The sequence below is a fragment of the Pseudomonas sp. DR208 genome, from assembly GCF_019823005.1.
Lineage (GTDB): Bacteria > Pseudomonadota > Gammaproteobacteria > Pseudomonadales > Pseudomonadaceae > Aquipseudomonas > Aquipseudomonas extremorientalis.
The window spans coordinates 2,146,822-2,172,384 of the sequence record NZ_CP081944.1 but is presented as its reverse complement, the minus strand read 5'-3'; the positions used below and the strand labels follow the sequence as shown (position 1 = coordinate 2,172,384).

Genomic DNA, 25,563 nt, shown 5'->3' with positions numbered 1-25,563 from the left:
GGCGAGTATCTGGCAACACTTCTCTTCCTCTCCCCTGCCCTGCCATTTCACCGACGCCGCAAAAACCACTCGCCCCCTAAATCAAAGGGCTCCAAAGCAACGATGAACCGATCAAACGACCTTTTCCGCATCGGAAATTCCCTTCAAACCTCTACATTCCGGCTGTAGGACACAGTTTGAAATAGTCGCTCGGTTGAATCACCCTATGCGGCACCTTATATACCCCGCAGTACGCGACATATTAAGCATGAGGAGAACTCTACAACCATGATGCGCATCCTGCTGTTCTTGGCCACTAACCTTGCGGTCGTGCTGATTGCCAGCATCACCTTGAGCCTTTTCGGCTTCAACGGGTTCATGGCGGCCAACGGGGTTGACCTGAACCTCAATCAGCTGCTGGTTTTCTGTGCGGTCTTTGGTTTTGCCGGCTCGCTGTTCTCGCTGTTCATCTCCAAGTGGATGGCGAAGATGAGCACCAGCACCCAGGTCATCACCCAGCCACGTACCCGGCATGAGCAATGGTTGCTGCAGACCGTCGAGGAGTTGTCCCGCGAGGCCGGCATCAAGATGCCTGAAGTCGGGATCTTCCCGGCCTATGAAGCCAACGCCTTTGCCACCGGCTGGAACAAGAACGACGCACTCGTTGCAGTCAGCCAGGGCATGCTGGAACGCTTCTCCTACGACGAAGTGAAAGCCGTGCTGGCCCACGAAATCGGCCACGTAGCCAATGGCGACATGGTCACCCTGGCGCTGGTCCAGGGTGTGGTGAACACCTTCGTGATGTTCTTCGCGCGGATCATCGGCAACTTTGTCGACAAGGTGATCTTCAAGAACGAAGGCGGCCGCGGCATTGCCTACTTCGTGGCGACCATCTTTGCCGAGCTGGTGCTGGGTTTCCTGGCCAGTGCAATCACCATGTGGTTTTCGCGCAAACGGGAGTTCCGTGCAGACGAAGCCGGTGCACGCCTGGCCGGTACCGGGGCAATGATCGCAGCGCTGCAACACCTGCGTTCCGAACAAGGCCTGCCGGTGCATATGCCGGACAGCCTGACCGCCTTCGGCATCAACGGCGGTATCAAGCAGGGCATGGCTCGCCTGTTCATGAGCCACCCTCCGCTGGAAGAGCGGATCGACGCGTTGCGTCGTCGGGGCTGACAGGCAACACAAAAAAGGGCGATCTGATCGCCCTTTTTTGCAGGTCTGAAGGCCTCATCGGGGGCAAGCCCCCTCCCACACTTAAAGGTTTTCACAGATCAAAATGTGGGAGGGGGCTTGCCCCCGATAGCGATGGAAAATTCAGCGCCTGGTCAACTGATACACCCGTTCATCCAGCCGCGTGACGCCGTCCTGCACGAACTTCCAGCTCTCGCCCAGGATGTCTTGTTCTTCCAGCACCTCCAAGGCCCAGTGCGCACCCAGCAACACCTTCACCTCGTCATCCGTTACTGCAAATGGTGGTCCGGCTTTTTGCGTCTGGTCGTAATCGAGGGTGATCAACAGCCCCTCGCAACCTGGACGCAACAGACTGTTCAGATGCTCGGCATACCGCACACGCATCAGCGGCGGCAAGGCGATGAGGGCGGCGCGGTCATAAAGCGCAGCGCAATCGGCCAGCGCCTCAGCATCAAGGGTGAAGAAGTCGCCACACCACACCTCGATCAAGCCCGCCTGATACACCGCAAAGGTGCCCCGTTGCGTGATACGGGGCACAAGGTCCTGTTCGTCGAAAAACGCCTCGACCGCCTGCTCCGACAGCTCCACACCGAATACTCGCAGCCCCTGGCTGGCCAGCCACATCAAGTCCAGGCTTTTGCCACACAAGGGCACCAACACCTGCGCGCCCTCGGCCAGGCCCAGTTGCGGCCAATGTCGTTGTAGATACGGATTGACCTTGGGTTGGTGAAAGCCGATCTGGTTGCTTGCCCAGCGGTCTTGCCAAAATTTAGGCTCCATACATCACCCTGAAAATTCGATCAAAAGGCACTAAAACTTATATTAGATTTAGATCAATGACCTGGTTGAAGATGGGCCCATACTAACGCTCAGGACCCTACTTATGTTGCCCAGCCTGTTTATCTCCCACGGTTCGCCCATGCTCGCCCTGCAACCCGGCGCCAGCGGCCCGGCGCTGCAACAGCTAGCGGCCGAGCTGCCCCGACCGAAGGCGATCGTGATGGTGTCGGCGCACTGGGAAAGCCCTGAACTTCTGGTCAGCGGCAGCGCCGCGCCGGAAACCTGGCATGACTTCGGCGGCTTCCCCCGCGAGCTGTTTGCCGTGCAGTACCCGGCCCCGGGCGACCCGCAACTGGCCGGCAAGATTGTCGAGCTGCTGCACGCCGATGGCCTGAATGCGCGCATCGATGACCGTCGCCCCTTTGACCACGGCACCTGGGTCCCGCTGTCGCTGATGTACCCGGCGGCGGATATCCCGGTGGTGCAGGTGTCTTTGCCGAGTCGCATGGGTCCAGCCCTGCAGACCCGTGTCGGACATGCCCTTGCGGGCCTGCGTGAGCAAGGTGTGTTGTTGATCGGCTCTGGCAGCATCACCCACAACCTGGGCGAGTTGGACTGGCATGCAGGCCCGGAGAGCATCGAGCCATGGGCGCGGAATTTCCGGGACTGGATGGTGGACAAGCTGGCAGCCAACGATGAAACCGCGCTGCACGACTATCGCCGCCAGGCACCGAATGCCGTGCGTAGCCACCCCAGTGATGAACACTTGCTGCCCCTGTACTTTGCCCGTGGCGCCGGTGGCGAATTCAGCGTGGCGCACCAGGGATTCACCATGGGCGCGCTGGGGATGGACATCTACCGCTTCGGCTAAAGTAAATTTCAGGCAAAAAAAATCCCCGAACCAGTCGGGGATTTTTTATGTGCGATCAATCAGCCCAGGGGCGGATCAATCTTCGCGGTAGCGACGCAGTTTGAGCTGCTTACCGGCAACGCGAGTGTCTTTGAGCTTGGTCAGCAGTTTTTCCAGACCGTCTTCCGGCAGCTCCACCAGGGAGAAGCTGTCACGGACCTGGATGCGACCGATGGCTTCACGTGCCAGGCCACCCTCATTGAGGATAGCGCCCAGCAGGTTCTTGGCAGCGATGCCATCACGCGCGCCCAGCGCGGTACGGCAACGCGCACGGCCTTCAGCCAATGGAACCGGAGCGCGACGCTCACGATCACCACGGTCTGGACGGTCGCCGGAACGCTCCGGACGATCACCGCGCGGCGCGCTGTTCGGCACCAGTGGACGTTCTTTCTCGATGGCCGCCAGGGTCAGGGCTTGACCGTTGGTTGCCTTGCGCAGCAGGGCTGCAGCCAGGGCACGCGGGGTGCAACCGATGTCGGCGGTCAGGCGGTCCAGCAGGTCGCCGTGGGTCGATTCAGCGTCAGCCACCAGTGGTGCCAGGCTGTTGGTCAGTTTCTTGATGCGGGCATCCAGGACTGCCTGGGCATCCGGCAGGCGCACTTCAGCGACTTTCTGACCGGTCACACGCTCGATCACTTGCAGCATGCGGCGCTCACGCGGCGTCACCAGCAGCAGTGCACGACCTTCGCGACCGGCACGGCCGGTACGGCCGATACGGTGCACGTAGGACTCCGGGTCGTACGGCATGTCAACGTTGAACACGTGGGTGATACGTGGAACGTCTAGGCCACGCGCAGCAACGTCGGTCGCTACAACGATGTCCAGGCGGCCATCCTTGAGGGAGTCGATCACGCGCTCACGCTGGTTCTGGGCGATGTCACCGTTCAGCGCAGCGGCTTTGTAGCCTTTGGCTTCCAGTGCACTGGCCAAGTCCAGGGTCGCTTGCTTGGTGCGCACGAACATGATCAGGGCGTCGAAGTCTTCGACTTCCAGCAGGCTCAATACAGCCGAGGTCTTCTGGTCAGCGTGAACCAACAGGTGAGCCTGTTCGATCGCGGTAACGGTCTGGGTCTTGGTCTGGATCTTCACGTGTTGCGGATCGCGCAGGTGGCGTTCGGCAATGGCACGGATCGACTGTGGCAGGGTGGCCGAGAACAGTACGGTCTGACGGGTTGGTGGCAGTGCCTTGAAGATGACTTCCAGGTCATCCATGAAGCCCAGCTTCAACATTTCGTCAGCTTCGTCCAGAACCAGGTGGTTCACGGTCGACAGGACTTTCTCGTCACGACGCAGGTGGTCACACAGGCGGCCCGGGGTGGCGACAACGATCTGTGCGCCATTGCGGATTGCCTTGAGTTGCGGGCCCATAGGCGCGCCGCCGTAAACGGCCACAACGGTTACGCCTGGCATTTGCTTGGCGTAGGTTTCAAAAGCGGTTGCTACTTGCAGCGCCAACTCACGAGTTGGCGCCAGGATCAGGGCTTGCGGTTCGCGCTTGGCAGGATCGATGCAGTGCAGGATAGGCAGGGCGAACGCGGCGGTTTTACCGGTACCGGTTTGCGCCTGGCCAATCATGTCCTGGCCGGCCATGATGATCGGGATCGATTGCTGCTGAATCGCCGAAGGCTCTTCGTAGCCGGTCGCTGCGACGGCTGCAAGAATATTCGGGTTAAGATTAAAAGCGGCGAAGCCGCCGGTTTCCTGGGTCATGGGTCTGCCTCTAAGTGCATCCGCAAAGACCCATGCTCCAAAGCTGCGCATGCCGTGTTGAGACTCAAGAGTCGCCCTGGCTGCTTTGTCGGCGGGGATTTGCGAAAACGAATGAATGAAAAAGATTCGTCAAGGGAGAGTCCGCTGTGCGGACGTGCAGCCGAAGCTGACTTCGGGGAATTGCGCTACCTAAACGCGGCCCGGTTAAAGGCCGGCGCGCACTATACCGGAAATAGCTGAAAAAGGGAGCTTTTTTTATCGCCATGTGCCGATAAACCGCGCTATGTCACAGTCTTTGCAGATAACGCCGGCAGGGTCTATTTTCCAGAGGCCCGGCCCTGCTGGTCATAACGCTTAAACGGTTCACCTGAGCGTTGCGGCCCTTTGGTCCGAAACCTTTCCCCGCGCCCGAGGGCACACCCGATGAATCAAGCCAGCAGCAGCCGCGTCAGCCGTGAACTCCAGGGTCATGTCTTGCTTTTGGGTCTGGACCGGGTGGCCAAACGCAACGCGTTCGACCTCGACCTGCTCAATGAGCTGAGCCTGGCGTATGGCGAATTTGATCGAAATGATGACGCTCGGGTGGCGGTGGTGTTTGCCCATGGCGACCACTTTACCGCCGGGCTGGACCTGGCCAATGTCAGCGGCGTAATGGCCGGCGGCTGGCAGCCGCCTCTGGGCGGTTGTGATCCGTGGGGCGTATTTGCCGGCCCGCGCGTGAGCAAACCGGTGATCGTCGCAGCCCAGGGCTACTGTCTGACCATCGGTATCGAATTGATGCTGGCCGCCGATATCAACTTGTGCGCGAGCAACACGCGCTTTGCGCAGATGGAAGTGCAGCGCGGGATCTTTCCGTTCGGCGGCGCGACGCTGCGCCTTCATCAGATCGCCGGCTGGGGCAACGCGATGCGCTGGCTGCTCACCGGCGACGAATTCGATGCCCATGAAGCCCTGCGCCTGGGCCTGGTGCAGGAAGTGATGGCCAGCGAGGACTTGCTGCCCCGCGCCGTCGAACTGGCCAACCGCATTGCGCGCCAGGCACCGCTGGGCGTGCAGGCCACGTTGATGTCGGCACGGCTGGCGCGCATGGAAGGCGAAGCCGTGGCGGCTGAGGCGTTGCCGCCGATGGTGGACAAATTGCTCAACAGTGAGGATGCCAAGGAAGGTGTGCGGGCAATGATTGAGAAGCGGCCAGGCATATTCAAAGGCATCTAGCTCAGGTCGCCGGGCGAATCGCCTTGATCAGCGACTGCAGCGAATAACCCAACTGCGGAGCCAAGGCGTCGGCGCGAGCGGACAGCGACTCCAGGTCCAGCACCTGATCCAGCTCCGAAGGCACCAACAGAATCACATTGCCCTCCTTCACCGGCAGTTCCCAGTAATGCCGGTGATACAACCCGCGCAACAATGCCGCGCCCAAGGGTTTGCCGTCATCGGTGGCCCATTGGTTGATCACCAGCCAGCCGCCGGGGTTGAGTTTCTTCTGGCAGTTTTCCAGAAAGGTCCAGGCCAGGTGCCCGACGCCGGGACCGACGTCCGTATAGAGGTCCACGAAGATCAAGTCTGCCGATTCGGCGCTTTCCAGCAATTGGAGGGCATCACCAATGCGGATATACAACCGCGGGTCGTCATCCAGCCCCAGGTATTCGATGGCCAGGCGCGGCACCTCGGGGCGCAACTCGATGGCTTCCACATCTTCCAGCGGCAGGAACCTGAGGCACGCCTGGGTCAACGTCCCGGCCCCCAGGCCAAGGAACAGCGCGCTCTCCGGCTGTTCATGACACAACGCACCGATCAGCATCGCACGGGTGTAGTCATACTCCAGCCAGCTCGGGTCAGCGGTGAACACGCAGCTCTGCTCGATGGCATCGCCAAACTCGAGAAAACGGTAATCGGCCACTTCGAGCACACGGATCATGCCGAATTCATCATGGACTTCGGCGAGCAGGCGCTCGACACGCTCCTCGGTCATCACAACTCCTAACGGGTTTGCTGCACGGCAAAGGCGCGATTGTCGGCCAACCGGCGGCAACAGGTCACGCACTAATTGCTGATAACATTGGCGCCCCACCGTCAATCAGCCAATCGAGTTCATGATGAGCCACCCCTGGAGCCCCGACAGCTGGCGCGCCCTGCCGATCCAGCAACAACCCCGGTACCCGGACGCTGCACACTTGCTGCAAGTGGAGCAGAACCTGGCCAGCTACCCGCCACTGGTGTTTGCCGGTGAAGCCCGCGAGTTACGCCGCCAGTTTGCCGAGGTGACCCAGGGCCGCGCGTTCCTGCTGCAAGGCGGCGATTGCGCCGAGAGTTTTGCCGAGTTCTCCGCCGCGAAAATCCGCGACACGTTCAAAGTGCTGCTGCAAATGGCTATCGTGATGACCTTTGCCGCCGGCTGCCCGGTGGTCAAGGTCGGGCGCATGGCGGGCCAGTTCGCCAAGCCGCGCTCGGCCAACGATGAAACCATCGACGGTGTCACCCTGCCCGCCTACCGTGGCGACATCGTCAATGGCATCGGTTTCGACGAGAAAAGCCGCGTGCCGGACCCGGACCGCCTGCTGCAGTCCTACCACCAGTCCACCGCTACCCTGAACCTGCTGCGCGCCTTTGCCCAGGGCGGTTTTGCCGACCTGCACCAGGTGCACAAGTGGAACCTGGACTTTATCGCCAACTCTGCGCTGGCTGAAAAATACAGCCAACTGGCCGACCGTATCGACGAAACCCTGGCCTTCATGCGCGCCTGCGGCATGGACAGCTCGCCGCAACTGCGCGAGACCAGCTTCTTCACCGCCCACGAAGCGCTGCTGCTCAACTACGAACAAGCCTTCGTACGCCGTGACAGCCTGACCAACGACTACTACGACTGCTCGGCCCATATGCTGTGGATCGGCGATCGCACTCGCCAACTGGACGGCGCTCACGTCGAGTTCCTGCGCGGGGTGAACAACCCGATCGGGGTCAAGGTCGGGCCGAGCATGAACCCGGATGACCTGATCCGCCTGATCGATATCCTCAACCCGGACAACGACCCCGGCCGCCTCAACCTGATCGCGCGCATGGGCGCGGGCAAGGTCGGCGATCACCTGCCCCACCTGATTCGTGCGGTGCAGCGCGAGGGCAAGCAGGTGCTGTGGAGCTCGGACCCGATGCATGGCAACACCATCAAGGCCAGCAGCGGCTACAAAACCCGCGACTTTGCGCAGATCCTCGGCGAGGTGAAGGAGTTCTTCCAGGTGCACCAGGCCGAAGGCAGCTATGCCGGCGGGATTCACATCGAGATGACCGGGCAGAACGTCACCGAGTGCATCGGCGGCGCGCGGCCGATCACCGAGGATGGCTTGTCGGACCGCTACCACACCCACTGCGACCCACGGATGAATGCCGATCAGTCACTGGAACTGGCGTTTCTGATTGCCGAGACATTGAAGCAGGTCAAACGCTGAGTTTTCAGTTGCCTTCAGGGCCTCATCGGGGGCAAGCCCCCTCCCACACTTGAATGTATTCACAGATCAAAATGTGGGAGGGGGCTTGCCCCCGATGAGGCCCTAAAGACCAACCCCCATGCTGATCATCGCCGCCCGCAACCGCTCGGCACTCGGCCTTTGGCAATTGAGTTGCACCTGCTCCAGCCCCAGCCAGTCGGCCATTTGCCGCAGGTTCCGCGCCAACGCCAGCATTCCTTCTTCATCCAACCCCGGCTCTTCTTCGTGCACCGCATGCACCGCCAGGCGCCCATTGGCGCGTTCGGCGCGCAGGTCGACGCGCGCGGCGATCCGCTCGTTGTGCAGGAACGGCAGCACGTAGTAGCCGTACACCCGCTTGTCCTGCGGGGTATAGATCTCCAGCCGGTAACGGAAGTCGAACAGCCGCTCGGTGCGACTGCGCTCCCAGACCAGCGAATCAAACGGCGACAACAAGGCGCTGGCCGGCACTTTGCGCGGCACTTTGGGATCGGGCAGGCAGTACGCCGCCTGTTTCCAGCCTTGTACCTGGCACGTCACCAGTTGACCGTCCTCCACCAGTTCAGCGAGGCGATCGCGGCTGTCGGCCGGGTCGAGACGGAAGTAATCGCGCAGGTCTTTTTCAGTACCGACACCCAACGCGGTGGCGCTGTGCAGCAACAAACCACGCTGGGCCTCGGCTTCGGTCACCGTGGTTTGAAGGATATCGCCGGGAATGACCCGCTCCGGCAAATCATAGAGCCGCTCAAACCCGCGCCGACCGGCGACTGTGACCAAACCAGCAGCAAACAGCCATTCCAACGCGTGCTTTTCGTCGCTCCAGTCCCACCATGGGCCGGCGCGTTCCTCGCGGGTCGACAAGCTGCCGGCACCCAGCGCGCCCTGCTGCTCAACCGTGTGCAGTACACGTTGAATCGTGGCCTGTTGCTCACGCCCAAAACGCGCCATCTGCGAATAAATGCCCTGCCCTTGCCTGGCCCGCTCCATGCGCCAGCGCATCAACGGGAACAATGCCATCGGCAGGAGCGACGCCTCATGCCCCCAGTATTCGAACAGAGAGCGCCGCCGCCCCTGGCTCCAGGCAGCCTGCTCGAGCAACAACGGGGAATAGTGACCCAGACGGGAAAACAGCGGCAGGTAATGGGAGCGCACCACCGCATTGACCGAATCGATCTGCAACACGCCCAGGCGCTCGATCATACGGTTGAGGTGCGCAGCCTTGATCAGTGCAGGCGCCTGGCGCCCGGAAAAACCCTGGGCCGCCAGCGCCATGCGTCGAGCTTGCTTGAGTGAAAACGACTGGTCGGCGGGCATGGGTTTCTCCGTGGGGGCTCGCCGACTACCCTACTGTATCCGCGATCATTTTCGCAGCGGATCTTGCCAGAAATGCAGGTGGAGCTCCTGCTCCACGTCGCCGCGATTGAGGCCGATGTCCTTGAGCGCATCATCGCTCAAGGTCGCCAGCATCTGGCGCTCCTCATGCAGCGTCTGCCAACGGACAATCTTGTGAAGCAGCCCGGTAAACGGACGTTTCGCCAGTAATACAAAACCTCTTTGACCTTTCATCTTCTCGCCCTCCAGTGGGGATGGCGCAAGTGTGTGCGTGGGCTTAAGATCAATCCAACGAATGTTTCTTATGCAATACATCTCGGAGATTGATCAATTGTCCGGCTACCCAAGCATCGACACTGAGGTGCTGCGCACCTTCGTCGCCATCGCCGACCAGGGTGGTTTTACCCGCGCCGGCGAGCTGGTCAACCGCACTCAATCGGCGGTGAGCATGCAGATGAAACGCCTGGAAGAGGACGTATTGCAGCGCAAGCTGTTCGAGCGCGATGGCCGGCAGGTGCGGCTGACGCCTGAGGGCCAGGTATTGCTGGGCTATGCGCGGCGTATCCTGAAACTGCACAGCGAGGTGTTCAACACCCTGCGCGAGCCGCACATGGTCGGGTTGGTGCGCATCGGCACGCCGGACGACTACGTGATGCGGTTCCTGCCGGGCATTCTCAAGCAGTTCTCCAAGGCGTACCCGCTGATCCAGATCGAGATGCACTGCGAGGCGTCGACGGTATTGATGCAGCGTCGGGATTTGGCACTGACCGTTGTCAGTCGTGAGCCGGGCAATGAGATCGGTGAACTGTTGCGCACGGAGCGCATGGTGTGGGCAGCGGCGCCGTGCTTCTGCGCCGACGAGCACGACGCCCTGCCGCTGGCGATGTCCGGCGCCGATTGCCTTTATACCCAGTGGGCACGCTCGGCACTGGACGCGGCCGGGCGCGATTATCGCCTGGCCTACCACAGCTCCAACGTGTCGGCGATCCAGGCGGTCGTCAATGCAGGCCTGGCGGTGATGGTCAGCATGGAGAGCCTGGTGACCGAAGACCTGCGCATACTCGGCCGCGACGAGGGTTTCCCGCCGCTGCCGTCAATGAATCTGCATTTGCTGCGTAACCCGCAGATGAATTCGCCCATCACCGACTGCCTGGCGGAATACATCCTCGAAGGTTTCAGACTTTAAAGGTCAACATCACCGCGCACACCACCAGAAAGCCGCAGAACAGACCGCGCAGCACACGTTCCGGCAGTGCATGGGCCACCTTCACGCCCCAACTGATGCTGAGCAAACCGCCCACGGCCAACGGCACACCGATCATCCAGTCCACTTCCTGATGCCAGGCGTAGGTGACCAATGTCACCCCCGTGCTCGGCAAGGCCAAGGCCAGGGATAACCCTTGGGCAACCACCTGGCTCGTGCCGAACACACTGGTCAGCACCGGCGTAGCGACCACGGCGCCGCCGACGCCAAACAAACCGCCCATGGACCCGGAAGCGGCACCGAGCACTCCGAGCCACGGCCAGGAATAGCGCATCTGCGCCGTAGGCGGTGCGTTGCGGGTGAACATGCGCAGCAGGTTGTAGGCAGACAGTGCCAGCAAAAAAGCGATAAAACCGATGCGCATCGCACCCGCGTCCAGCCCCACCGCCCAGATCGAACCCAGCCAGGCAAACGTGAACCCCATGACGCCGAGCGGCAGCGCATGGCGCAACTCGATACGGTTGCGCTGGTGATAGCGCCACAGCGCCAGCATCACGTTGGGCACCACCATCACCAAGGCGGTGCCTTGGGCCAATTGCTGGTCCAGGCCGAACAACACGCCCAGCACCGGGATGGCAATCAACCCACCGCCAATGCCAAACAGGCCGCCCACCGTGCCGAGGGCCGCGCCCAAGATCAGGTACATCATTAAATCCAACACCGCTTGTTACTCCGCAATCCCAGGCCTTGCATGCTACGCAGTCGGCTCTGGCGCGGAAACGCACAGCAACGCACAATGGCTGTGCCAATCTCGCATAAGCGACGCTACGATGAACCCCAATCCTCTGACCGATCAACTGAGCCTGTTTCTCGATGTACTGGAGACCGGCAGTTTCTCCGCCGCCGCACGCCGCCATCCGCTGACGCCGTCGGCAGTAGCACGGCGGATCGACAGCCTGGAAAGCTCGGTGGGCAGCCGCTTGTTCCAGCGCAGCACCCATGCCGTGGTGCCGACCCCGGCCGGCCTGGCCTTCGCCGAGCGGGCACGGCGGATCGTCAGCGAGCTGCAACTGGCGCGTGCCGAAGCGGTGTCCCTCAGCCACGCGCCGGAAGGCCTGATCCGGGTAGATGCGCCGGCAGCGTTTGGGCGACGGCATCTGGCGCCGGTGATTGCGGACTTTCTGAATGTCTACCCCGGGCTGGATGTGCACCTGCATTTGATCGACAGCTTTGTAGATATGCAGGGCGCACACCTGGGCAAAGTGGACCTGGTGCTGCGCGCCGGGCATCTCGTCGACACGCGGTTGATCGCCACGCCCTTGGCGAGCATCGTGCGCATCGCGTGCGCCAGCCCGGCCTACCTGAAAAGCCGCGGCACGCCGATCCACCCTCGGGAACTGAGCGAACACGATGGGTTGGACTGGGATGGCCTGGCGCCCACGTTCGCCTGGCGCTTCGAGCTGGATGGGCGCCGCGCTACCTATCGCCCGCAACGCATCCGCATGAGTGCCAATAACGCTGAAGCCTTGTTGTCTGGTGCTTTGGCAGGACTGGGTATCGCTCACCTGCCCACGTGGCTGGCCAGCGAATACCTGGTGCGCGGCGAACTGCTGCCCTTGTTCTGCGAAGACGGCCTGCCCAGCCCCGAGACCACCGGAATCTACGCGCTGCGCCTGGAACAGCAACCCAATGCCCGCAGCCGATTGCTGCTGGAATATCTGAAGTCCCGCTTCAGCCCGGTGCCGCCTTGGGATCTGGCGCTACAGAGTGGCCTGGTCTAACCATTCGGTCAGAATTATCTGGCGCATTAAAGATTTGCCCGCTAGATTCCAGCCCAGACATGCTTTTTCGAGGTACCGCCATGAGCAAGAACCCTGATCCGTGCGAATCCCTGATGCTGGACAACCAGCTGTGCTTCGCCTTGCACTCCACCTCGCTGCTGATGACCAAGGTCTACAAGCCATTGCTGCAAGCACTTGGCCTGACCTACCCGCAGTACCTGGCCATGATGGTGTTGTGGGAAGAGGATGGTTTGACCGTCGGCGAAATCAGCAGCCGCCTGCTGACCGATCCGGGCTCGCTTACCCCACTGCTCAAGCGCCTGGAAGCCGAAGGTGTGCTCAGCCGTACCCGCAGCCGCGAGGATGAACGCGTCGTGGTTGTAGAACTGACCGAGGCCGGGCGGGCATTGCAGGACAAGGCCCTGGGGATCCCGCAGTGCATCCTGGGCGCCAGCGGCCTGGAATTGGACCAACTACGCAAGCTACAAGCTGATTTGATTGCACTGCGCAGCAACTTGCAGAACGCAATTTAGAACGCCCCTCCCACATCGGTTTTGGCTACACGAAAATATTTTATAAATTTATCTTGCGCACTAAACATTAGCGCTATACATTCACATCACCAACTACTTAGCGCGCAAACATTTAGCGCTAAAAACCAAGAGGAAAACACCATGCAAACGCTCTACACCGCAGTAGCTACCGCCACCGGCGGCCGTGATGGTCGTGCTGTTTCCAGCGACAACATCCTCGACGTCAAACTCTCCACCCCCAAAGAACTGGGCGGTGCCGGCGGCCAGGCCACCAACCCTGAACAACTGTTCGCTGCCGGCTACTCGGCCTGCTTCATCGGTGCCCTGAAATTCGTCGCCAGCCAGACCAAACGCAAAATCCCGGATGACGCCTCGATCACCGCCCACGTTGGCATCGGCCAGATCCCCGGCGGTTTCGGCCTGGACATCGACCTGCACATCAGCCTGCCCGGCCTGGCCCAGGACGACGCGCAGAGCCTAGTCGACGCCGCCCACCAAGTCTGCCCTTACTCCAACGCCACCCGTGGCAACGTCGATGTACGCCTGCACGTGATCGTCTAAATGAAACCGGCCGCCCCTGGAGAACGAAATGAACACAATTGGTAAAGCGCTCACCGGCACCCTGCTCGCCTTGTCCATCACCCACGCCTTTGCGGCGACCGGTGAAGTCGAGCACAACACCCAGGCCTTCCTGGATGTGTTGAACGCAGGCAACGGCAAACCGATGGAACAACTGACGCCCAAGGACGCCCGTGCCGTACTGACCGGCGCCCAGGCCGGTGTGAAGCTGACCTTGCCCAAGGCGGATGTGAGCCAGAAGACCATCCAGGTCGACGGCAAGCCGCTGGACCTGACCATCGTGCGGCCAGCCGGGGTCAAGGGCACATTGCCTGTGTTCATGTTCTTCCACGGTGGCGGCTGGGTGCTGGGGGATTACCCGACCCATGAGCGCCTGGTGCGGGATCTGGTGGTGGGTTCGGGGGCGGTGGCGGTATTCGTCAACTACACGCCTTCACCGGAAGCGCATTACCCAGTGGCGATCAACCAGGCCTACGGCGCCACAAAATGGGTGGCCGAGCACGGTAAAGAGATCAACGTCGATGGCAAGCGCCTGGCGGTCGCGGGCAACAGTGTCGGCGGCAACATGGCGGCAGTGGTCAGCCTGATGGCCAAGGATAAGGGCACGCCGGCGATCAAGTTCCAATTGTTGCTATGGCCGGTGACCGACGCCAATTTCGACACCGCGTCCTACAACCAGTACGCCGAAGGGCACTTCCTGACCCGCAACATGATGAAGTGGTTCTGGGACAACTACACCACCGACGCCAACCAGCGCGCCGAGATCTACGCCTCGCCGCTGCGGGCCACCACCGACCAGCTCAAAGGATTGCCACCTGCGCTGATCCAGACCGCCAGCGCCGATGTGCTGCGGGATGAGGGTGAAGCCTACGCCCGCAAGCTGGACGCAGCCGGTGTACCGGTGACTGCCGTGCGCTACAACGGCATGATTCACGACTACGGTTTGCTCAACGTGGTCAGCCAAGTCCCGGCAGTCCGCTCCGCATTACTCCAGGCCTCGGATGAGCTGAAGCAACACTTGAAGTAAAAAACAGCGCCCACGAAAAAGCCCGACTCAAGGTCGGGCTTTTTTTCGTATCGGCGGGGCCAGAATTACTTCTTGGCGCGACCTTTGTACGAACCGCCTTCGCGGGTATCGATCTCGATCAGGTCGTCGATTTCGATGAAATCGGCCACTTGCAGTTCGGTACCGTTGCTCAGCTTGGCAGGCTTCATCACCTTGCCCGACGTGTCGCCGCGAGCGGAACCTTCGGTGTAGGCCACTTTACGCACGATGGTGGTCGGCAGCTCTACGGAAACCAGGCGCTCTTCGAAGAAAATAGCTTCGCAGACGTCTTCCATACCTTCTTCGATGAACGGCAGAACAGCTTCGATATCTTCAGCGTTCAGCTCGTACATGGTGTAGTCGGTGGTGTCCATGAACGTGTAGGTGTCACCGCTGATGAAGGACAGGGTCGCTTCTTTGCGATCGAGGATTACGTCGTCCAGTTTGTCATCGGCGCTGTAGACGATCTCGGTCTTGTAACCGGTCAGCAGGTTCTTCAGCTTGGTCTTCATGATTGCGCTGTTACGACCAGACTTGGTGAACTCAGCTTTCTGAACCAGCCAAGGGTCGTTTTCGAGACGGATCACTGTACCGGGTTTCAGTTCTTTACCAGTTTTCATTGCATATATCCGAAATTTGGATGGGATTTACAAAATTCAAGGTGGCGTATCATATCCAACTTTCATAAAACTTCACCAGCGCCGTCGCAAGATCGGCCCGCAAGCCCTGTTCCAGACACCACGTTTCGGCGTGCTGGCTGACCTCCGGCCAATGTTCCAGCAGCATTTTCCACGGCTGGGCCATATCGCCCTCCGTGTTCCAGGCTTGCCAGAGCCCGATCAGCGCCGCCCTTGCCGAGGGTGATAAGCCTGCGGTGTACAGCTCCAGGAAGGCATCGAGTTTGTCGAGGTGAATATCTTCGTCCTGTCGATAGATATGCCACAGCAGCGGTCGCCCGGCCCACTGGGCGCGCACGAACGAGTCTTCACCGCGTACGGCATTGAAGTCACAGCACCACAGCAGGCGGTCGTATTGCTCCTGGCGCACGAACGCAATCACCTGCACCGTCAGCGATCCCCGCTGCTGGATATCCCCCGCCACCAGCCGCTCCAAGCCCAACCAACGCTGCACATCGCCAAGAATGCGCCCCTCCGGCACCAATAGATGAGTGGCACGCCCGTCCGTCGATAACACGTCCAGCCAACTGGCGAGCCCGGCATTCTCATAGGCAAACAGTGAGATCAGCCGCGCACCGGCTGTGGGAAACACACCCAAGGTTTGCAGGAAGTCTTGTTGCACGTTCACATCCTGCTGAAAAGCCCGACGCTGTTCCAGCAACCCGGCCTCACGCAAAAGGCCGCCGGTGCCGGGCCGAAATCCGGGGAAGAAGAAGTACTTCTGCACGCCCTTGAACTTCACCGATGGCAGCCGGTGACAACCGACGACCCATTCCTCGGCGCTGAGGTAATCCAGGTTCATCCACACCGGCGTGCGTTCGCGCTCGGCCATGGCCTCCATATACTCAGGTGGCAACTGGCAGGCAAACGCGGCGATCACGACATCCGCTGCAGGCGCGCCCACCCACTCCGTCGACCAATGACGCACTTCGACACCTTCCTGCCATTGCTGGTCGAGCTGCACATCAATCTCAGGGCACATGCGCTCGAATGCGCGCAGGTCGTCGACCCACAAGCGCACATCACAGGCATGTTCCGCCACCAATTGCCGGGCCAGGCGCCAGGTCACGCCGATGTCGCCGAAGTTGTCGACGACGCTGCAAAAAATATCCCAGCGGGCTTTCATTCCGGGCTCCAACGCTCAAAGGTTCGATTGTCCGCATAAATGCGCGGATGCAGAAGGCTTGATCGCGATTATTCTGCACTGTGGCTGTGCGACAATCGCAGCCACGCCATCAATGCCTGCCAGGAGGGCATCATGTCTGATCGTCCGTTGTCGCTGTTCAAGCTCAGTGCCGCTATTGCGTCTGGCGTATGGCTGGGGTTTATCGCCATCGTGCTGACTACCTGGCTGGCGTCGCGCTACCTGTTCCCCCAGAGCCTGGCGCCAGTGGCCCAGGCCGTACAGCAATTGGGCAAACCTGCTGTGGCGGAGCCTGAACCGCCGAATCGCATGTTCGAGCAATATCAGCAGAACCTGCAGAAGCAGGAACAGCAACAGAGCCTGGAGCAGGCTCGCAGCAACGCGCGCAACCTGTCCAACCCCAAATGCCAGTTCTGGCTGCAACAGGACCAGAACGCCCCCAACGAAAAGACCCGGGCCAATGTCCTGCAATTCTGCGATTGATGATCATGAATAAACACGCCGTCCACCTGCTGATCCTGGAAAAGCTCGGCGTCGACCTCGACATCGCCCAGCGCGCCGCGCAGACCGCCTACGAAACCGCGACCCACGAAGAAAACATCGCTGAAAACAAATACGACACCCTGGGGCTGGAGGCGTCCTATCTGGCGGCCGGGCAAGCCAAGCGCGTCGAGGAGATCAAGCAGGCGTTGGCGCTGTGCCAGAACATGCCATTACGCGCCTTCGATGATCAGCGCGGCATAGAAGTCGGCGCCCTGCTGGGCCTGGAAGACGAGAACGGTCGCCAGCAATGGCTGTTCCTGGCACCGGATGCGGCCGGTTTAAAGGTGGACGTGGTTGGACAACCGGTGACCGTCATCACCCCGCGCTCACCACTGGGCAAAAGCCTGCTGGGCAAGTTCGAAGGCGATGAGGTGGAGATTCTGGTGGCAGGCGCCCGGCAACATTTTACGGTTACCGAGGCCAAATAAACCGCTGGCTTAATGGACGGGCAATTCAACGCCGTCGAACAGCTCTTCCAGCTCCTGCTTGTTGTGGCACTGGATCGCCTTGGCCATGACTTCGCGGGTCAGGTGCGGCGCAAACTTCTCGATGAAATCGCACATGAAGCCACGCAGGAAGGTGCCACGACGGAAGCCGATCTTGGTCACGCTGGACTCGAACAGCTCGCTGGCATCGAGCACCACCAGGTCTTTGTCGAGGGCCGTGTCGACCGCCATCTTGGCGACGATACCCACGCCCAGGCCCAGGCGTACATAAGTCTTGATCACGTCGGCGTCGGCGGCAGTGAACACCACTTTCGGCGTGAGGCCACGATGGCTGAAGGCTTCGTCGAGCTTGGAACGGCCGGTGAAACCGAACACGTAGGTCACGATCGGGTATTCGGCCAGGGCTTCCAGGGTCAGCTTCGGCAGCTTGGCCAATGGGTGGCCTTGCGGCACGACCACACAACGGTTCCAGCGGTAGCACGGCATCATCACCAGGTCGCCGAACAGCTCCAGGGCCTCGGTGGCAATGGCGAAATCGACGGTGCCGTCAGCGGCCATCTCGGCGATCTGCATCGGCGAACCCTGGTGCATGTGCAGGGCCACATCCGGGTACTGCTTGATGAAATCACGGATCACCGGCGGCAACGCGTAACGAGCCTGGGTGTGGGTGGTGGCGATGGACAGGGTGCCTTTCTTCTCGTTGGAGAATTCCTGGGCGATCTGCTTGATGCTTTCGACTTTGCGCAGGATCTCGCCGGCGGTGGTGATGATGCGCTCACCGGCGGGGGTGACACGGGTGAGGTGCTTGCCACTGCGTGCGAACACTTCGACGCCCAACTCGTCTTCGAGCAGGCGGATCTGCTTGCTGATACCGGGTTGCGAGGTGTAGAGGCTTTGAGCGGTAGCGGAAACGTTGAGGTCGTGGTGCGCCACTTCCCAGATGTAGCGCAGTTGTTGAAGCTTCATATGTGTCCCTCAAAGCAGATAGACGCCACGGGTATCAGCGACGGTATATAACTATATTAAAGGTTTGATGGATAAATCTAGAACTTTTTATCGTTTTCATCCATCACACGTCATCACTGCGTCGACGTTGCAACGAAGGCACCAGGTAGACCGGCACCGTAGACAGCTGCAGCACCCGTGCAGCGGTGCGACCCAACGGGGTGGCCGCCGCGGTTGCATGGCTATGACTTCCTACGATCAACAGATCCACGGAAAGTTTGCGCAGTTGGTCGAGAATCACCTCGCAGGGGTCCCCCTGGATCACCCGTACCGAGCGAATCAACTTCAGGTCTTGCTCCCCGTCCTCCAACTCCTCGCGAAAACTGTCCAGCACCCGCTGTTCGATCGTCGCCATGACCGTGGTCAGCCCCTGGCTTTGCCATTCACTCAGGGCCTTCTCATCAAGGTAGCTCTGCAACACCGATTCGGCGAACAGGCCGATGGGCTCGACCACATGAATCACATACAGGTCCGCCTTGAACGTTCGGGCCAGCGCCAGCGCATGTTGCATCACATAAGGCGCGTACAGACCGAGGTCCGTGGCGTACAGCATCGAACGGATCATAGAACCTCCTGGACTGCCAGGATGGCGGAGATGAAATCAGCTTAGCAGCGCCCTAGATCTTCACCTCATTACTGATTCCATGGGGCACGTGCCCGGTGGCGACAAATTCCATGGCTTTCTCGCAATGCCCGGCCTGGTCATCGAAAAACACGTCGGCGGCAAACGCCTCCAGGAATGCGGACTTCTCCAGGCCGCCAAGGAACAACGACTCGTCCAGGCGGATATCCCATTCACGCAAGGTGCGAATCACCCGCTCGTGTGACGGCGCCGAACGGGCAGTGACCAAGGCGGTGCGGATCGGGCAGGCCTCATCGGGAAACTCACGCTGCAACAGGTTGAGTGCCGCCAGAAACCCCTTGAAAGGGCCGCCGTGCAACGGTTGGCGCGCCGCCTCCCGCTCATTGGCCTGGAACGCGGCCAGGCCACCGGCCTGGTACACACGCTCGGACTCATCGGAAAACAGCACAGCGTCGCCGTCGAAGGCAATGCGCAGTTCTTCGCTGGAAGCGCGGTTCGGGCCGCCTGACAGAATCGTCGCCGCCGCGAACCCCGCATCGAGGGCACTGCGTACATCCTCGGCATGGGTCGAAAGAAACAGATGGCAGCCAAACGCCGCCAGATAAGGATAAGGACTACGCCCGCCTACGAAAGCGGCGCGGGAAATATCCAGGCCGTAATGCTGGATCGAATTGAACACGCGCAAGCCGGTGTCAGCGCTGTTACGCGACACCAGCACCACCTCAACCCGCGCACGGCCCAGGCTGGCGTTCAGGCTGAGCAGTTTCTTGACCAGCGGAAATGCATCGCCGGGTTCGAGGATTTCTTCTTCGTGCTCGATCTGGTACTTGCGGTACGCCTCGACGCCTTGGGCAAGGTAGATCTTGTGGCTGTCACTCAGGTCGAACAGCGCCCGCGACGAAATCGCCAGCACCAGTTTGTCGCCCAATCCCTTTGCCATGGTATGCCCCCCTGCTCAGCGGTTACGCCGATCAATAAAACTCAAGGCCTGATACAGCGCCTGCATCCGTGGCAGCTCACAGCCGGCAGCCCTGGCCGCAGCAAGTGGGCGGGCGTAGATCGCCGCCAGTTCCAGCGGGCGTTTGTGCACGTGGTCGTGGTACATGCTCGGCAGGTAATCGTCCATGGTTTCAGTCAGGGTAAACATCTGTTCGGCGTAGCTTCTGGGAATCTCATGACCACAGGCGTGGGCGCCCTGCACCACTTCGGCCATCAGCGCCTGGATCAGTTCGCGGCTGGATTGGTCCGCCATCATCGCCGTGGTCCCCGCGCCCAATAACACGGACAGGCCGTTATAGGGCACGTTCCACACCAGCTTGTGCCAGCGCGCCAGATGCACATTGGCCATGGCCTGGGACTCGATACCCGCCTGGTGAAACAACGCGGCGCCCGCTTCGACAATCGCTTTCTGGAGGGCGTCATCGTTGGCCGCCGTACCACTGTGATACCCCAGGTTGACCCGCCCCAACGCCTGGTGCTCGATAACGCCCGGACCCGAACGGTGCACGCCGATATAACACAGGCCACCCAGCAAGTGCAGCGATGCTGGCAAGTGTTCACGCAGGCTATCTTCCACATCGAGGCCGTTTTGCAGCAACACTACCTTGGCATCCGGCGCCGCCACCTGGGCGAGGGTCGGGGCCAATTCGACGTTACCGGTCGACTTGGTGCCCACCAGCAGCCAGTCGCACGGCGGCATATCGGCAGCGCGGGCATAAGCCTGCACGGGATGCAGATGCAATACGCCGTGCACGGTGCTGTTCAAGTGCAGGCCGTGCTCGCTGACCGCCGCGTATTCACTGCGCAACAGAAAGTGCACATCGAAACCGGCACGCGCCAGCATCAGTCCGTAGAAACCACCAATGGCACCGGTGCCGATAATGCCGATGCGGGGTGACTGGAGGTTAACTGCTGTCATGGCAAATCCTCAGGTGAACGGGTGAGTGCCTGTTTTACGGCATCGAAAACGTCATCACGCGTAAGACGTGTCTGTATCTGCCCGAGGAATTGACCCTCGCACACCACGTACAGCGCCGGCAAATGAAAGATCTGGTAGCGTTCGACCGCACCACCGTTATGCCCGGCGTCCACCCAGCACAGCCGGTCCACCGGTAACGGCCAGCCCGGCAGTTGCTGGCGTGCCCAGCGGCAACTGGAACACCCTGCGCTGGTAAAGATCACCAGAGAAATACCTGGCAATCCCAGCAATTGCTGGTCAATATCCAGGTCGGTCAATTCCAGTTCCTTCACTATACTGCTGCCACCGCCGTCAATTGGACGGTGCTCGGAGTCCGTGTACATGGGTCGTTTTTTACCTCACCCTGATGATGTCGCTGTCGAGTTAATCCAACGTCCCTCTCCCGCCATTCCCCGCCAACGCCTGCACACGATCGGCCTGGGCGGCATTGCCTGCCATTGGCCACGCGCCTGGCGCGAAGGCACGGCGGTTGATCTGCATATCCCGTCCCTGGGTGCCAGCGCGCGTTATCCGGGCTATGTGGCGTGGTGCCGCAAGGTGGAAAACGGCTACCGCGTCGCTGTCTCGTTCACCGATGAACATGCGTTGTTCGGTGCACGCATGGGTGAGCAAGCATGCCGGATAGAACGCTACTGCCGCCAGCACGAAGACGCCGAGCCAACACCCCAGCAACTCGAAGCCCTGGCCCGCGAGTGGGTATCGCGCCATGCCAGCGAGTTCTCCCATGAGGCATTTGTGGCGCCAGCACTGGATTAAAGCGGGCTTTGCCCATTGTCGCGGGCCGGTGTTACGCGCTAAGGTTCCTCCCCCCTGCATTCAAATCATGCTGTGCTCCGCCGCACGGGGATGGCTGGCGGCCGGCACCCGTGACCCTGACGAGTAACACGATGGCTGATTTACCGATCAATGACCTAAACGTTGAATCCAACGAGACCCTGATCACGCCCGATCAGCTCAAGCGCGAAATCCCTTTGAGCGACGCTGCCCTGCAGACCGTCACCAAAGGCCGCGAAGTCATCCGTGACATTCTCGATGGCACCGACCACCGCCTGTTCGTCGTCATCGGGCCTTGCTCGATCCACGATCTCAAGGCTGCCCACGAGTACGCCGAGCGCCTCAAGGTGCTGGCGGCGGAAGTGTCCGACACCCTGTACCTGGTGATGCGCGTCTATTTCGAAAAACCGCGCACCACGGTCGGCTGGAAAGGCTTGATCAACGACCCGTACCTGGACGACTCGTTCAAGATCCAGGACGGCCTGCACATTGGTCGCAAGTTACTGCTGGACTTGGCCGAGATGGGCCTACCCACCGCCACCGAAGCCCTGGACCCGATCTCCCCGCAGTACCTGCAGGACCTGATCAGCTGGTCGGCCATCGGCGCACGCACCACTGAATCCCAGACGCACCGCGAAATGGCGTCCGGCCTGTCCTCGGCCGTGGGTTTCAAGAACGGCACCGACGGCGGCCTGACTGTGGCAATCAACGCGCTGCAATCGGTTTCCAGCCCGCACCGTTTCCTGGGTATCAACCAGGAAGGTGGCGTGTCCATCGTCACCACCAAGGGCAACGCCTACGGTCACGTGGTACTGCGCGGCGGCAACGGCAAGCCCAACTATGATTCGGTCAGTGTTGCCCTGTGCGAGCAAGCGCTGAACAAGGCCAAGATCAAGCCGAACATCATGGTCGACTGCAGCCACGCCAACTCCAACAAGGACCCGGCCCTGCAGCCGTTGGTGATGGAAAACGTCGCCAACCAGATCCTGGAAGGCAACCAGTCGATCATCGGCCTGATGGTCGAGAGCCACCTGAACTGGGGTTGCCAGGCGATTCCAAAAGACCTGGCCGACTTGCAGTACGGTGTGTCGATCACCGATGCCTGCATCGACTGGGCCGCCACCGAAAACACCCTGCGCAGCATGCACGCCAAGCTCAAGGACGTGCTGCCTAAGCGCAAGCGCACCTGAGTCTGTATCGAGCGCACACAAAAACGCCGGGCTGAGCCCGGCGTTTTTTTCATGCTGCTGTTTATGCCTTACAACTTCGCGGCATGACGCTGGTGGCGCTCCATGTAGCGTTCGACATAGGAGCAGGACGGGATCACCGTGTAGCCCGCCTCCTCGGCAAACTTCAAGGCTTCCTCGGTCAGTGCCGCCGCAATACCACGGCCCCGCAGTGCGTTGGGCACGAAGGTCCGATAGATATCCAGGGTCTGTTTGCCGAGGTCCATATAGGTCAGATAGGCACGATGACCGTCCACATTGGTCTCGAACTGATGACCAGCCTGGTCATGGTGGATGGACAACGCCTCGCTCATCACTACTCCTCGCGGGTCTTGGTTTCTGACCCCTACCTTACCGATGTTTTTCCGGCGAAGGAACATCTACGCCACCCCGTGCCGGTTTCGACAACGAGAAAACCTTGAGCGCTCACACCTGCACGTAGGGAATAGTAGGCACCAATCCTGCAATTGCTCAAGGCGCACTCGTCATCCCTGCCACGGGTGGATATAGAAAGGGCTTCGATCTACCGATGATCGAAAGCCTGAACATTGCCGGCAGTTGAACCTTGAGACGAACAGGCGCTCTTAAAGTCACCTCTACATGCGCAAAAGATACCGGGCAACGCGAAGCCATGCTGAACGTAAGTGTCAGCGTGGATATATAAAATTTCATCTGTTTACAGGGCTTAACACATGCGGGCCGGCCCTTTCAGCCTGGATCCGATTTGCGCCTGGTTAAAAAAATTGGACAGTTTTTATACAAAGCTCCAAAAGATTAGCCAAAATAGATTCGGCACGAGAATTTTTTTTGCTTCTTGCGCTACGTCAGTTTACTTACTACAAGTAATGGGTAGTATGTACGCCGGCTATTGGCTCACTCTGAGATACTAGCCACCTAATAGAAAGTCCTTGAAGGGGAACACGATGAACAACGTTCTGAAATTCTCTGCTCTGGCTCTGGCCGCAGTTCTGGCTACCGGTTGCAGCAGCGTCTCCAAAGAAACCGAAGCTCGTCTGACTGCGACTGAAGACGCAGCAGCTCGCTCCCAGGCCCGTGCAGACGAAGCCTACCGTAAAGCTGATGAAGCGCTGGCTGCTGCTCAAAAGGCACAACAGACTGCTGACGAAGCTAACGAGCGCGCTCTGCGCATGCTTGAAAAAGCTAGCCGCAAGTAATAATCCCTCGGGGTTGTTATCAAGCCGATCCATTTATGGGTCGGCTTTTTTATTGCCTGGGATTTGTGCCTGGATCACGGCCAATAAAAAGCCCGCCGTGGCGCAAGGCCTTGGCGGGCGTTTGATGCCGTGCCTTATTGCTGCAGATCGATCGGCGCGCTGGTGGCGACCGCCGCTGCGCCGGGCACACCGATTTCCGTCGGCAAACCATCTTCCGCCGCGACCACGTCACGTACCTGATCCCAATTGACCCGCAAATTGTTGGCCAGGTCTTCACGCTTGAGCAAGGCGTTGATCACCGCAGTGTGCTTGTCGACCACCGACGGCGTACCGTCATCATTCAACGGCGTATGCGCTTCAAGGTACACCTTGCCGCCACTGCTGCCGAACTTGTAGGCATCGTTGATGATGCGCACCGATGTCCCCACCGGCACCATGCCGGCCATCTCCAGCACATTGTTGTTGAACATGCGGAAGCAGCCGTGGCTCGTACGCGTGCCGATACCAAATTTCATGTTGGAACCGTGGATCAGGTAACCCGGTGTGCCCAGGGTGAACTTGAACGGACCCAGCGGGTTGTCCGGGCCGGCCGGCACCACGTTGGGCAGCGGGTCGCCGTTGGCGGCGTGCTCGGCCTTGATCGAGGCGGGCGGGGTCCAGGTCGGGTTGGGTGTCTTGGCAATGATGCTGGTATGGGCAATGGGTGAACCCCAGCCTTCACGACCAATTCCCAACGGGAACGTGTAGACCACGTTCTGACCCTTGGGGTAGTAATAGAGCCGGTATTCCGCCAGGTTGATCACGATGCCCTCGCGCGGCCCCGGCGGCAGGATGAAACGCGTCGGCAATACGATCTCGGTACCCGCACCCGGCAACCAGGCATCCACACCCGGGTTGGCCGCGACCATCTCCGAATAGCCCAGGTCATAGGTGGTGCCCAGGTCGGCAAAGGTATCTTCGTACTTGGCCTTGATCACCTGGACCTGGCCGACGATGTCTTCACCCGGTGGGGGCAATGGCAACTGCAAAGCTGACGCAGAACCGGCCGCACAAAGCGCAGCGAGAGACAGGCAGCAGGTGACGACGGAAAGGCGCGACAACATCCGGTAAATCCTTCGCAGACGACGGGTAGGTAAACATCGATTGTATACGTGAAGCGCGCTTCTAGCTGCCCCCTACAACTCGAAACGCAGCTCCGGCCAGATCGGCGGCGTGCCGCGCTTCTGGGACTCCAGGATGGCACGGCACAGCGGGCACAGGCGCTGGTCCTGGAAAATCGAACGATCGACTCGCGACCAACGCGGTTGCGCCGGCAACAGGGTGCCGCACAGCGTGCGATCGATGGAGCCACCCAGTTCCAGTTGACGTGCCACCAGATGCACCCGCACTTCCTGGCAGGCGAACAGATCCAGCTGCTCGTCCGGCTCGATCAGTTGGTAGTTAAACAGGGACCAGGCAGGACGCGACATCAGGGGCTCCAAATCGGGGGGGCGCCACCTTAGCC

General features: G+C 60.4%; 30 protein-coding genes. 14 read left to right on the top strand and 16 right to left on the bottom strand.

What is annotated here, in order from left to right; genetic code table 11:
* Positions 1 to 267 precede the first annotated feature (267 nt).
* Positions 268 to 1,155, top strand: coding sequence for a protease HtpX (htpX, locus tag K5K89_RS09765; RefSeq protein ID WP_058427954.1), 888 nt, complete (start codon positions 268 to 270; stop codon positions 1,153 to 1,155).
* Positions 1,156 to 1,296: 141 nt separating this feature from the next.
* Here htpX and K5K89_RS09760 read toward each other — a convergent pair whose 3' ends face one another.
* Positions 1,297 to 1,953 carry a thiopurine S-methyltransferase gene (locus tag K5K89_RS09760; RefSeq protein ID WP_222541308.1) on the bottom strand — a complete coding sequence of 219 codons (657 nt, stop codon included), beginning with the start codon at positions 1,951 to 1,953 and terminating at the stop codon, positions 1,297 to 1,299.
* 103 nt (positions 1,954 to 2,056) lie between these two features.
* On the opposite strand from K5K89_RS09760, the gene K5K89_RS09755 reads away from it, so the two are divergent.
* Entirely contained in the window at positions 2,057 to 2,824 is a 768-nt protein-coding gene (locus tag K5K89_RS09755) for a DODA-type extradiol aromatic ring-opening family dioxygenase (protein ID WP_222541307.1), read from the top strand.
* A 75-nt stretch (positions 2,825 to 2,899) separates the two neighbouring features.
* Here the strand turns inward: K5K89_RS09755 and K5K89_RS09750 are convergent, their stop codons facing one another.
* On the bottom strand, positions 2,900 to 4,573 hold the full coding sequence (locus K5K89_RS09750) for a DEAD/DEAH box helicase (protein WP_058427958.1): 1,674 nt from the start codon (positions 4,571 to 4,573) through the stop codon (positions 2,900 to 2,902).
* Between the two features lie 423 nt (positions 4,574 to 4,996).
* Here K5K89_RS09750 and K5K89_RS09745 point away from each other — a divergent pair, with 423 nt between their 5' ends.
* The gene (locus K5K89_RS09745) at positions 4,997 to 5,788 is read left to right on the top strand and encodes a crotonase/enoyl-CoA hydratase family protein (protein ID WP_222541306.1); all 792 of its coding nucleotides are present in this window, start codon (positions 4,997 to 4,999) and stop codon (positions 5,786 to 5,788) included.
* A gap of 1 nt (position 5,789) precedes the next feature.
* Here the strand turns inward: K5K89_RS09745 and K5K89_RS09740 are convergent, their stop codons facing one another.
* Positions 5,790 to 6,545, bottom strand: coding sequence for a spermidine synthase (locus tag K5K89_RS09740; RefSeq protein ID WP_222541305.1), 756 nt, complete (start codon positions 6,543 to 6,545; stop codon positions 5,790 to 5,792).
* Between the two features lie 124 nt (positions 6,546 to 6,669).
* Here K5K89_RS09740 and K5K89_RS09735 point away from each other — a divergent pair, with 124 nt between their 5' ends.
* Positions 6,670 to 8,016: a class II 3-deoxy-7-phosphoheptulonate synthase gene (locus K5K89_RS09735; RefSeq protein ID WP_222541304.1), complete on the top strand. Its 1,347-nt coding sequence runs from the start codon at positions 6,670 to 6,672 to the stop codon at positions 8,014 to 8,016.
* 102 nt (positions 8,017 to 8,118) lie between these two features.
* On the opposite strand, the gene K5K89_RS09730 is transcribed toward K5K89_RS09735, so the two are convergent.
* Positions 8,119 to 9,348 carry a winged helix-turn-helix domain-containing protein gene (locus K5K89_RS09730; RefSeq protein ID WP_222541303.1) on the bottom strand — a complete coding sequence of 410 codons (1,230 nt, stop codon included), beginning with the start codon at positions 9,346 to 9,348 and terminating at the stop codon, positions 8,119 to 8,121.
* Between the two features lie 45 nt (positions 9,349 to 9,393).
* Positions 9,394 to 9,600 carry a DUF1127 domain-containing protein gene (locus K5K89_RS09725; RefSeq protein ID WP_256572969.1) on the bottom strand — a complete coding sequence of 69 codons (207 nt, stop codon included), beginning with the start codon at positions 9,598 to 9,600 and terminating at the stop codon, positions 9,394 to 9,396.
* A gap of 70 nt (positions 9,601 to 9,670) precedes the next feature.
* Between K5K89_RS09725 and K5K89_RS09720 the strand changes: the two genes are divergently transcribed.
* Positions 9,671 to 10,552, top strand: coding sequence for a LysR substrate-binding domain-containing protein (locus tag K5K89_RS09720; protein ID WP_222541302.1), 882 nt, complete (start codon positions 9,671 to 9,673; stop codon positions 10,550 to 10,552).
* Here the strand turns inward: K5K89_RS09720 and K5K89_RS09715 are convergent.
* On the bottom strand, positions 10,542 to 11,291 hold the full coding sequence (locus K5K89_RS09715) for a sulfite exporter TauE/SafE family protein (RefSeq protein ID WP_222541301.1): 750 nt from the start codon (positions 11,289 to 11,291) through the stop codon (positions 10,542 to 10,544). The genes K5K89_RS09720 and K5K89_RS09715 overlap by 11 nt on opposite strands.
* Positions 11,292 to 11,400: 109 nt before the next feature.
* Here K5K89_RS09715 and K5K89_RS09710 point away from each other — a divergent pair, with 109 nt between their 5' ends.
* The 4 genes from K5K89_RS09710 (at position 11,401) to K5K89_RS09695 (ending at position 14,490) form a co-directional block, all read left to right on the top strand.
* Positions 11,401 to 12,351: a LysR family transcriptional regulator gene (locus K5K89_RS09710; RefSeq protein ID WP_071488521.1), complete on the top strand. Its 951-nt coding sequence runs from the start codon at positions 11,401 to 11,403 to the stop codon at positions 12,349 to 12,351.
* A gap of 80 nt (positions 12,352 to 12,431) precedes the next feature.
* Positions 12,432 to 12,884, top strand: coding sequence for a MarR family winged helix-turn-helix transcriptional regulator (locus tag K5K89_RS09705; RefSeq protein WP_071488522.1), 453 nt, complete (start codon positions 12,432 to 12,434; stop codon positions 12,882 to 12,884).
* A gap of 141 nt (positions 12,885 to 13,025) precedes the next feature.
* On the top strand, positions 13,026 to 13,445 hold the full coding sequence (locus K5K89_RS09700) for an organic hydroperoxide resistance protein (RefSeq protein ID WP_071488523.1): 420 nt from the start codon (positions 13,026 to 13,028) through the stop codon (positions 13,443 to 13,445).
* Between the two features lie 28 nt (positions 13,446 to 13,473).
* Positions 13,474 to 14,490 carry an alpha/beta hydrolase gene (locus K5K89_RS09695; protein WP_222541300.1) on the top strand — a complete coding sequence of 339 codons (1,017 nt, stop codon included), beginning with the start codon at positions 13,474 to 13,476 and terminating at the stop codon, positions 14,488 to 14,490.
* 65 nt (positions 14,491 to 14,555) lie between these two features.
* Here K5K89_RS09695 and K5K89_RS09690 read toward each other — a convergent pair whose 3' ends face one another.
* Positions 14,556 to 15,128, bottom strand: a complete 573-nt coding sequence (locus K5K89_RS09690; RefSeq protein WP_003172723.1) for an elongation factor P — start codon at positions 15,126 to 15,128, stop codon at positions 14,556 to 14,558.
* A gap of 49 nt (positions 15,129 to 15,177) precedes the next feature.
* A complete protein-coding gene (gene earP / locus K5K89_RS09685; RefSeq protein WP_222541299.1) occupies positions 15,178 to 16,311 on the bottom strand; it encodes an elongation factor P maturation arginine rhamnosyltransferase EarP in 1,134 nt (377 codons plus the stop codon).
* Between the two features lie 132 nt (positions 16,312 to 16,443).
* Between earP and K5K89_RS09680 the strand changes: the two genes are divergently transcribed.
* Together K5K89_RS09680 and K5K89_RS09675 are read left to right on the top strand one after the other, a co-directional pair.
* Positions 16,444 to 16,812: a hypothetical protein gene (locus K5K89_RS09680; RefSeq protein ID WP_071488526.1), complete on the top strand. Its 369-nt coding sequence runs from the start codon at positions 16,444 to 16,446 to the stop codon at positions 16,810 to 16,812.
* 5 nt (positions 16,813 to 16,817) lie between these two features.
* Positions 16,818 to 17,300 carry a GreA/GreB family elongation factor gene (locus K5K89_RS09675; RefSeq protein ID WP_071488544.1) on the top strand — a complete coding sequence of 161 codons (483 nt, stop codon included), beginning with the start codon at positions 16,818 to 16,820 and terminating at the stop codon, positions 17,298 to 17,300.
* Between the two features lie 9 nt (positions 17,301 to 17,309).
* Here the strand turns inward: K5K89_RS09675 and cysB are convergent, their stop codons facing one another.
* The 5 genes from cysB to K5K89_RS09650 all read right to left on the bottom strand — a co-directional run bounded on the left by cysB (position 17,310) and on the right by K5K89_RS09650 (position 21,207).
* Positions 17,310 to 18,284, bottom strand: a complete 975-nt coding sequence (cysB, locus tag K5K89_RS09670; RefSeq protein ID WP_012722988.1) for an HTH-type transcriptional regulator CysB — start codon at positions 18,282 to 18,284, stop codon at positions 17,310 to 17,312.
* 103 nt (positions 18,285 to 18,387) lie between these two features.
* Positions 18,388 to 18,888 (bottom strand): universal stress protein, encoded by a 501-nt coding sequence (locus K5K89_RS09665; protein ID WP_071488527.1) that lies wholly within the window; start codon positions 18,886 to 18,888, stop codon positions 18,388 to 18,390.
* Between the two features lie 52 nt (positions 18,889 to 18,940).
* Entirely contained in the window at positions 18,941 to 19,846 is a 906-nt protein-coding gene (locus K5K89_RS09660; protein WP_071488528.1) for a 5'-nucleotidase, read from the bottom strand.
* A 15-nt stretch (positions 19,847 to 19,861) separates the two neighbouring features.
* Positions 19,862 to 20,824: a putative 2-dehydropantoate 2-reductase gene (locus K5K89_RS09655; protein WP_071488529.1), complete on the bottom strand. Its 963-nt coding sequence runs from the start codon at positions 20,822 to 20,824 to the stop codon at positions 19,862 to 19,864.
* Positions 20,821 to 21,207: a thioredoxin gene (locus K5K89_RS09650; RefSeq protein WP_222541298.1), complete on the bottom strand. Its 387-nt coding sequence runs from the start codon at positions 21,205 to 21,207 to the stop codon at positions 20,821 to 20,823. Before K5K89_RS09650 ends, K5K89_RS09655 begins: the two co-directional genes overlap by 4 nt.
* Here K5K89_RS09650 and K5K89_RS09645 point away from each other — a divergent pair.
* Together K5K89_RS09645 and K5K89_RS09640 are read left to right on the top strand one after the other, a co-directional pair.
* On the top strand, positions 21,206 to 21,640 hold the full coding sequence (locus K5K89_RS09645) for a PilZ domain-containing protein (RefSeq protein WP_092247684.1): 435 nt from the start codon (positions 21,206 to 21,208) through the stop codon (positions 21,638 to 21,640). The genes K5K89_RS09650 and K5K89_RS09645 overlap by 2 nt on opposite strands.
* A gap of 131 nt (positions 21,641 to 21,771) precedes the next feature.
* Positions 21,772 to 22,848, top strand: a complete 1,077-nt coding sequence (locus K5K89_RS09640) for a 3-deoxy-7-phosphoheptulonate synthase (RefSeq protein WP_058427976.1) — start codon at positions 21,772 to 21,774, stop codon at positions 22,846 to 22,848.
* Between the two features lie 68 nt (positions 22,849 to 22,916).
* Here K5K89_RS09640 and K5K89_RS09635 read toward each other — a convergent pair whose 3' ends face one another.
* A complete protein-coding gene (locus K5K89_RS09635; RefSeq protein ID WP_003189869.1) occupies positions 22,917 to 23,198 on the bottom strand; it encodes a GNAT family N-acetyltransferase in 282 nt (93 codons plus the stop codon).
* A gap of 609 nt (positions 23,199 to 23,807) precedes the next feature.
* Here K5K89_RS09635 and oprI point away from each other — a divergent pair.
* Positions 23,808 to 24,059, top strand: a complete 252-nt coding sequence (gene oprI / locus K5K89_RS09630; RefSeq protein WP_003172710.1) for an outer membrane lipoprotei OprI — start codon at positions 23,808 to 23,810, stop codon at positions 24,057 to 24,059.
* A gap of 134 nt (positions 24,060 to 24,193) precedes the next feature.
* On the opposite strand, the gene K5K89_RS09625 is transcribed toward oprI, so the two are convergent.
* Both K5K89_RS09625 and K5K89_RS09620 read right to left on the bottom strand, forming a co-directional pair.
* On the bottom strand, positions 24,194 to 25,162 hold the full coding sequence (locus K5K89_RS09625) for a L,D-transpeptidase family protein (protein ID WP_071488532.1): 969 nt from the start codon (positions 25,160 to 25,162) through the stop codon (positions 24,194 to 24,196).
* Between the two features lie 72 nt (positions 25,163 to 25,234).
* Positions 25,235 to 25,528 (bottom strand): hypothetical protein, encoded by a 294-nt coding sequence (locus tag K5K89_RS09620; protein WP_010211879.1) that lies wholly within the window; start codon positions 25,526 to 25,528, stop codon positions 25,235 to 25,237.
* Positions 25,529 to 25,563: the final 35 nt, after the last annotated feature.

Excerpts from the sequence above, each read along its gene's own strand:
- K5K89_RS09705 (WP_071488522.1), top strand. The coding sequence starts at position 12,432 with ATGAGCAAGAACCCTGATCCGTGCGAATCCCTGATGCTGGACAACCAG.
- K5K89_RS09645 (WP_092247684.1), top strand. The coding sequence starts at position 21,206 with ATGGGTCGTTTTTTACCTCACCCTGATGATGTCGCTGTCGAGTTAATC.
- K5K89_RS09730 (WP_222541303.1), bottom strand. The coding sequence starts at position 9,348 with ATGCCCGCCGACCAGTCGTTTTCACTCAAGCAAGCTCGACGCATGGCG.
- K5K89_RS09740 (WP_222541305.1), bottom strand. The coding sequence starts at position 6,545 with ATGACCGAGGAGCGTGTCGAGCGCCTGCTCGCCGAAGTCCATGATGAA.
- cysB (WP_012722988.1), bottom strand. The coding sequence starts at position 18,284 with ATGAAGCTTCAACAACTGCGCTACATCTGGGAAGTGGCGCACCACGAC.
- K5K89_RS09700 (WP_071488523.1), top strand. The coding sequence starts at position 13,026 with ATGCAAACGCTCTACACCGCAGTAGCTACCGCCACCGGCGGCCGTGAT.
- K5K89_RS09750 (WP_058427958.1), bottom strand. The coding sequence starts at position 4,573 with ATGACCCAGGAAACCGGCGGCTTCGCCGCTTTTAATCTTAACCCGAAT.
- K5K89_RS09635 (WP_003189869.1), bottom strand. The coding sequence starts at position 23,198 with ATGAGCGAGGCGTTGTCCATCCACCATGACCAGGCTGGTCATCAGTTC.
- K5K89_RS09725 (WP_256572969.1), bottom strand. The coding sequence starts at position 9,600 with ATGAAAGGTCAAAGAGGTTTTGTATTACTGGCGAAACGTCCGTTTACC.
- oprI (WP_003172710.1), top strand. The coding sequence starts at position 23,808 with ATGAACAACGTTCTGAAATTCTCTGCTCTGGCTCTGGCCGCAGTTCTG.
- K5K89_RS09625 (WP_071488532.1), bottom strand. The coding sequence starts at position 25,162 with ATGTTGTCGCGCCTTTCCGTCGTCACCTGCTGCCTGTCTCTCGCTGCG.
- K5K89_RS09735 (WP_222541304.1), top strand. The coding sequence starts at position 6,670 with ATGAGCCACCCCTGGAGCCCCGACAGCTGGCGCGCCCTGCCGATCCAG.
- K5K89_RS09650 (WP_222541298.1), bottom strand. The coding sequence starts at position 21,207 with ATGTACACGGACTCCGAGCACCGTCCAATTGACGGCGGTGGCAGCAGT.
- K5K89_RS09760 (WP_222541308.1), bottom strand. The coding sequence starts at position 1,953 with ATGGAGCCTAAATTTTGGCAAGACCGCTGGGCAAGCAACCAGATCGGC.
- K5K89_RS09675 (WP_071488544.1), top strand. The coding sequence starts at position 16,818 with ATGAATAAACACGCCGTCCACCTGCTGATCCTGGAAAAGCTCGGCGTC.
- K5K89_RS09755 (WP_222541307.1), top strand. The coding sequence starts at position 2,057 with ATGTTGCCCAGCCTGTTTATCTCCCACGGTTCGCCCATGCTCGCCCTG.
- K5K89_RS09640 (WP_058427976.1), top strand. The coding sequence starts at position 21,772 with ATGGCTGATTTACCGATCAATGACCTAAACGTTGAATCCAACGAGACC.
- htpX (WP_058427954.1), top strand. The coding sequence starts at position 268 with ATGATGCGCATCCTGCTGTTCTTGGCCACTAACCTTGCGGTCGTGCTG.
- K5K89_RS09655 (WP_071488529.1), bottom strand. The coding sequence starts at position 20,824 with ATGACAGCAGTTAACCTCCAGTCACCCCGCATCGGCATTATCGGCACC.
- K5K89_RS09665 (WP_071488527.1), bottom strand. The coding sequence starts at position 18,888 with ATGATCCGTTCGATGCTGTACGCCACGGACCTCGGTCTGTACGCGCCT.
- K5K89_RS09695 (WP_222541300.1), top strand. The coding sequence starts at position 13,474 with ATGAACACAATTGGTAAAGCGCTCACCGGCACCCTGCTCGCCTTGTCC.
- K5K89_RS09690 (WP_003172723.1), bottom strand. The coding sequence starts at position 15,128 with ATGAAAACTGGTAAAGAACTGAAACCCGGTACAGTGATCCGTCTCGAA.
- K5K89_RS09620 (WP_010211879.1), bottom strand. The coding sequence starts at position 25,528 with ATGTCGCGTCCTGCCTGGTCCCTGTTTAACTACCAACTGATCGAGCCG.
- K5K89_RS09710 (WP_071488521.1), top strand. The coding sequence starts at position 11,401 with ATGAACCCCAATCCTCTGACCGATCAACTGAGCCTGTTTCTCGATGTA.
- K5K89_RS09660 (WP_071488528.1), bottom strand. The coding sequence starts at position 19,846 with ATGGCAAAGGGATTGGGCGACAAACTGGTGCTGGCGATTTCGTCGCGG.
- earP (WP_222541299.1), bottom strand. The coding sequence starts at position 16,311 with ATGAAAGCCCGCTGGGATATTTTTTGCAGCGTCGTCGACAACTTCGGC.
- K5K89_RS09745 (WP_222541306.1), top strand. The coding sequence starts at position 4,997 with ATGAATCAAGCCAGCAGCAGCCGCGTCAGCCGTGAACTCCAGGGTCAT.
- K5K89_RS09720 (WP_222541302.1), top strand. The coding sequence starts at position 9,671 with ATGCAATACATCTCGGAGATTGATCAATTGTCCGGCTACCCAAGCATC.
- K5K89_RS09680 (WP_071488526.1), top strand. The coding sequence starts at position 16,444 with ATGTCTGATCGTCCGTTGTCGCTGTTCAAGCTCAGTGCCGCTATTGCG.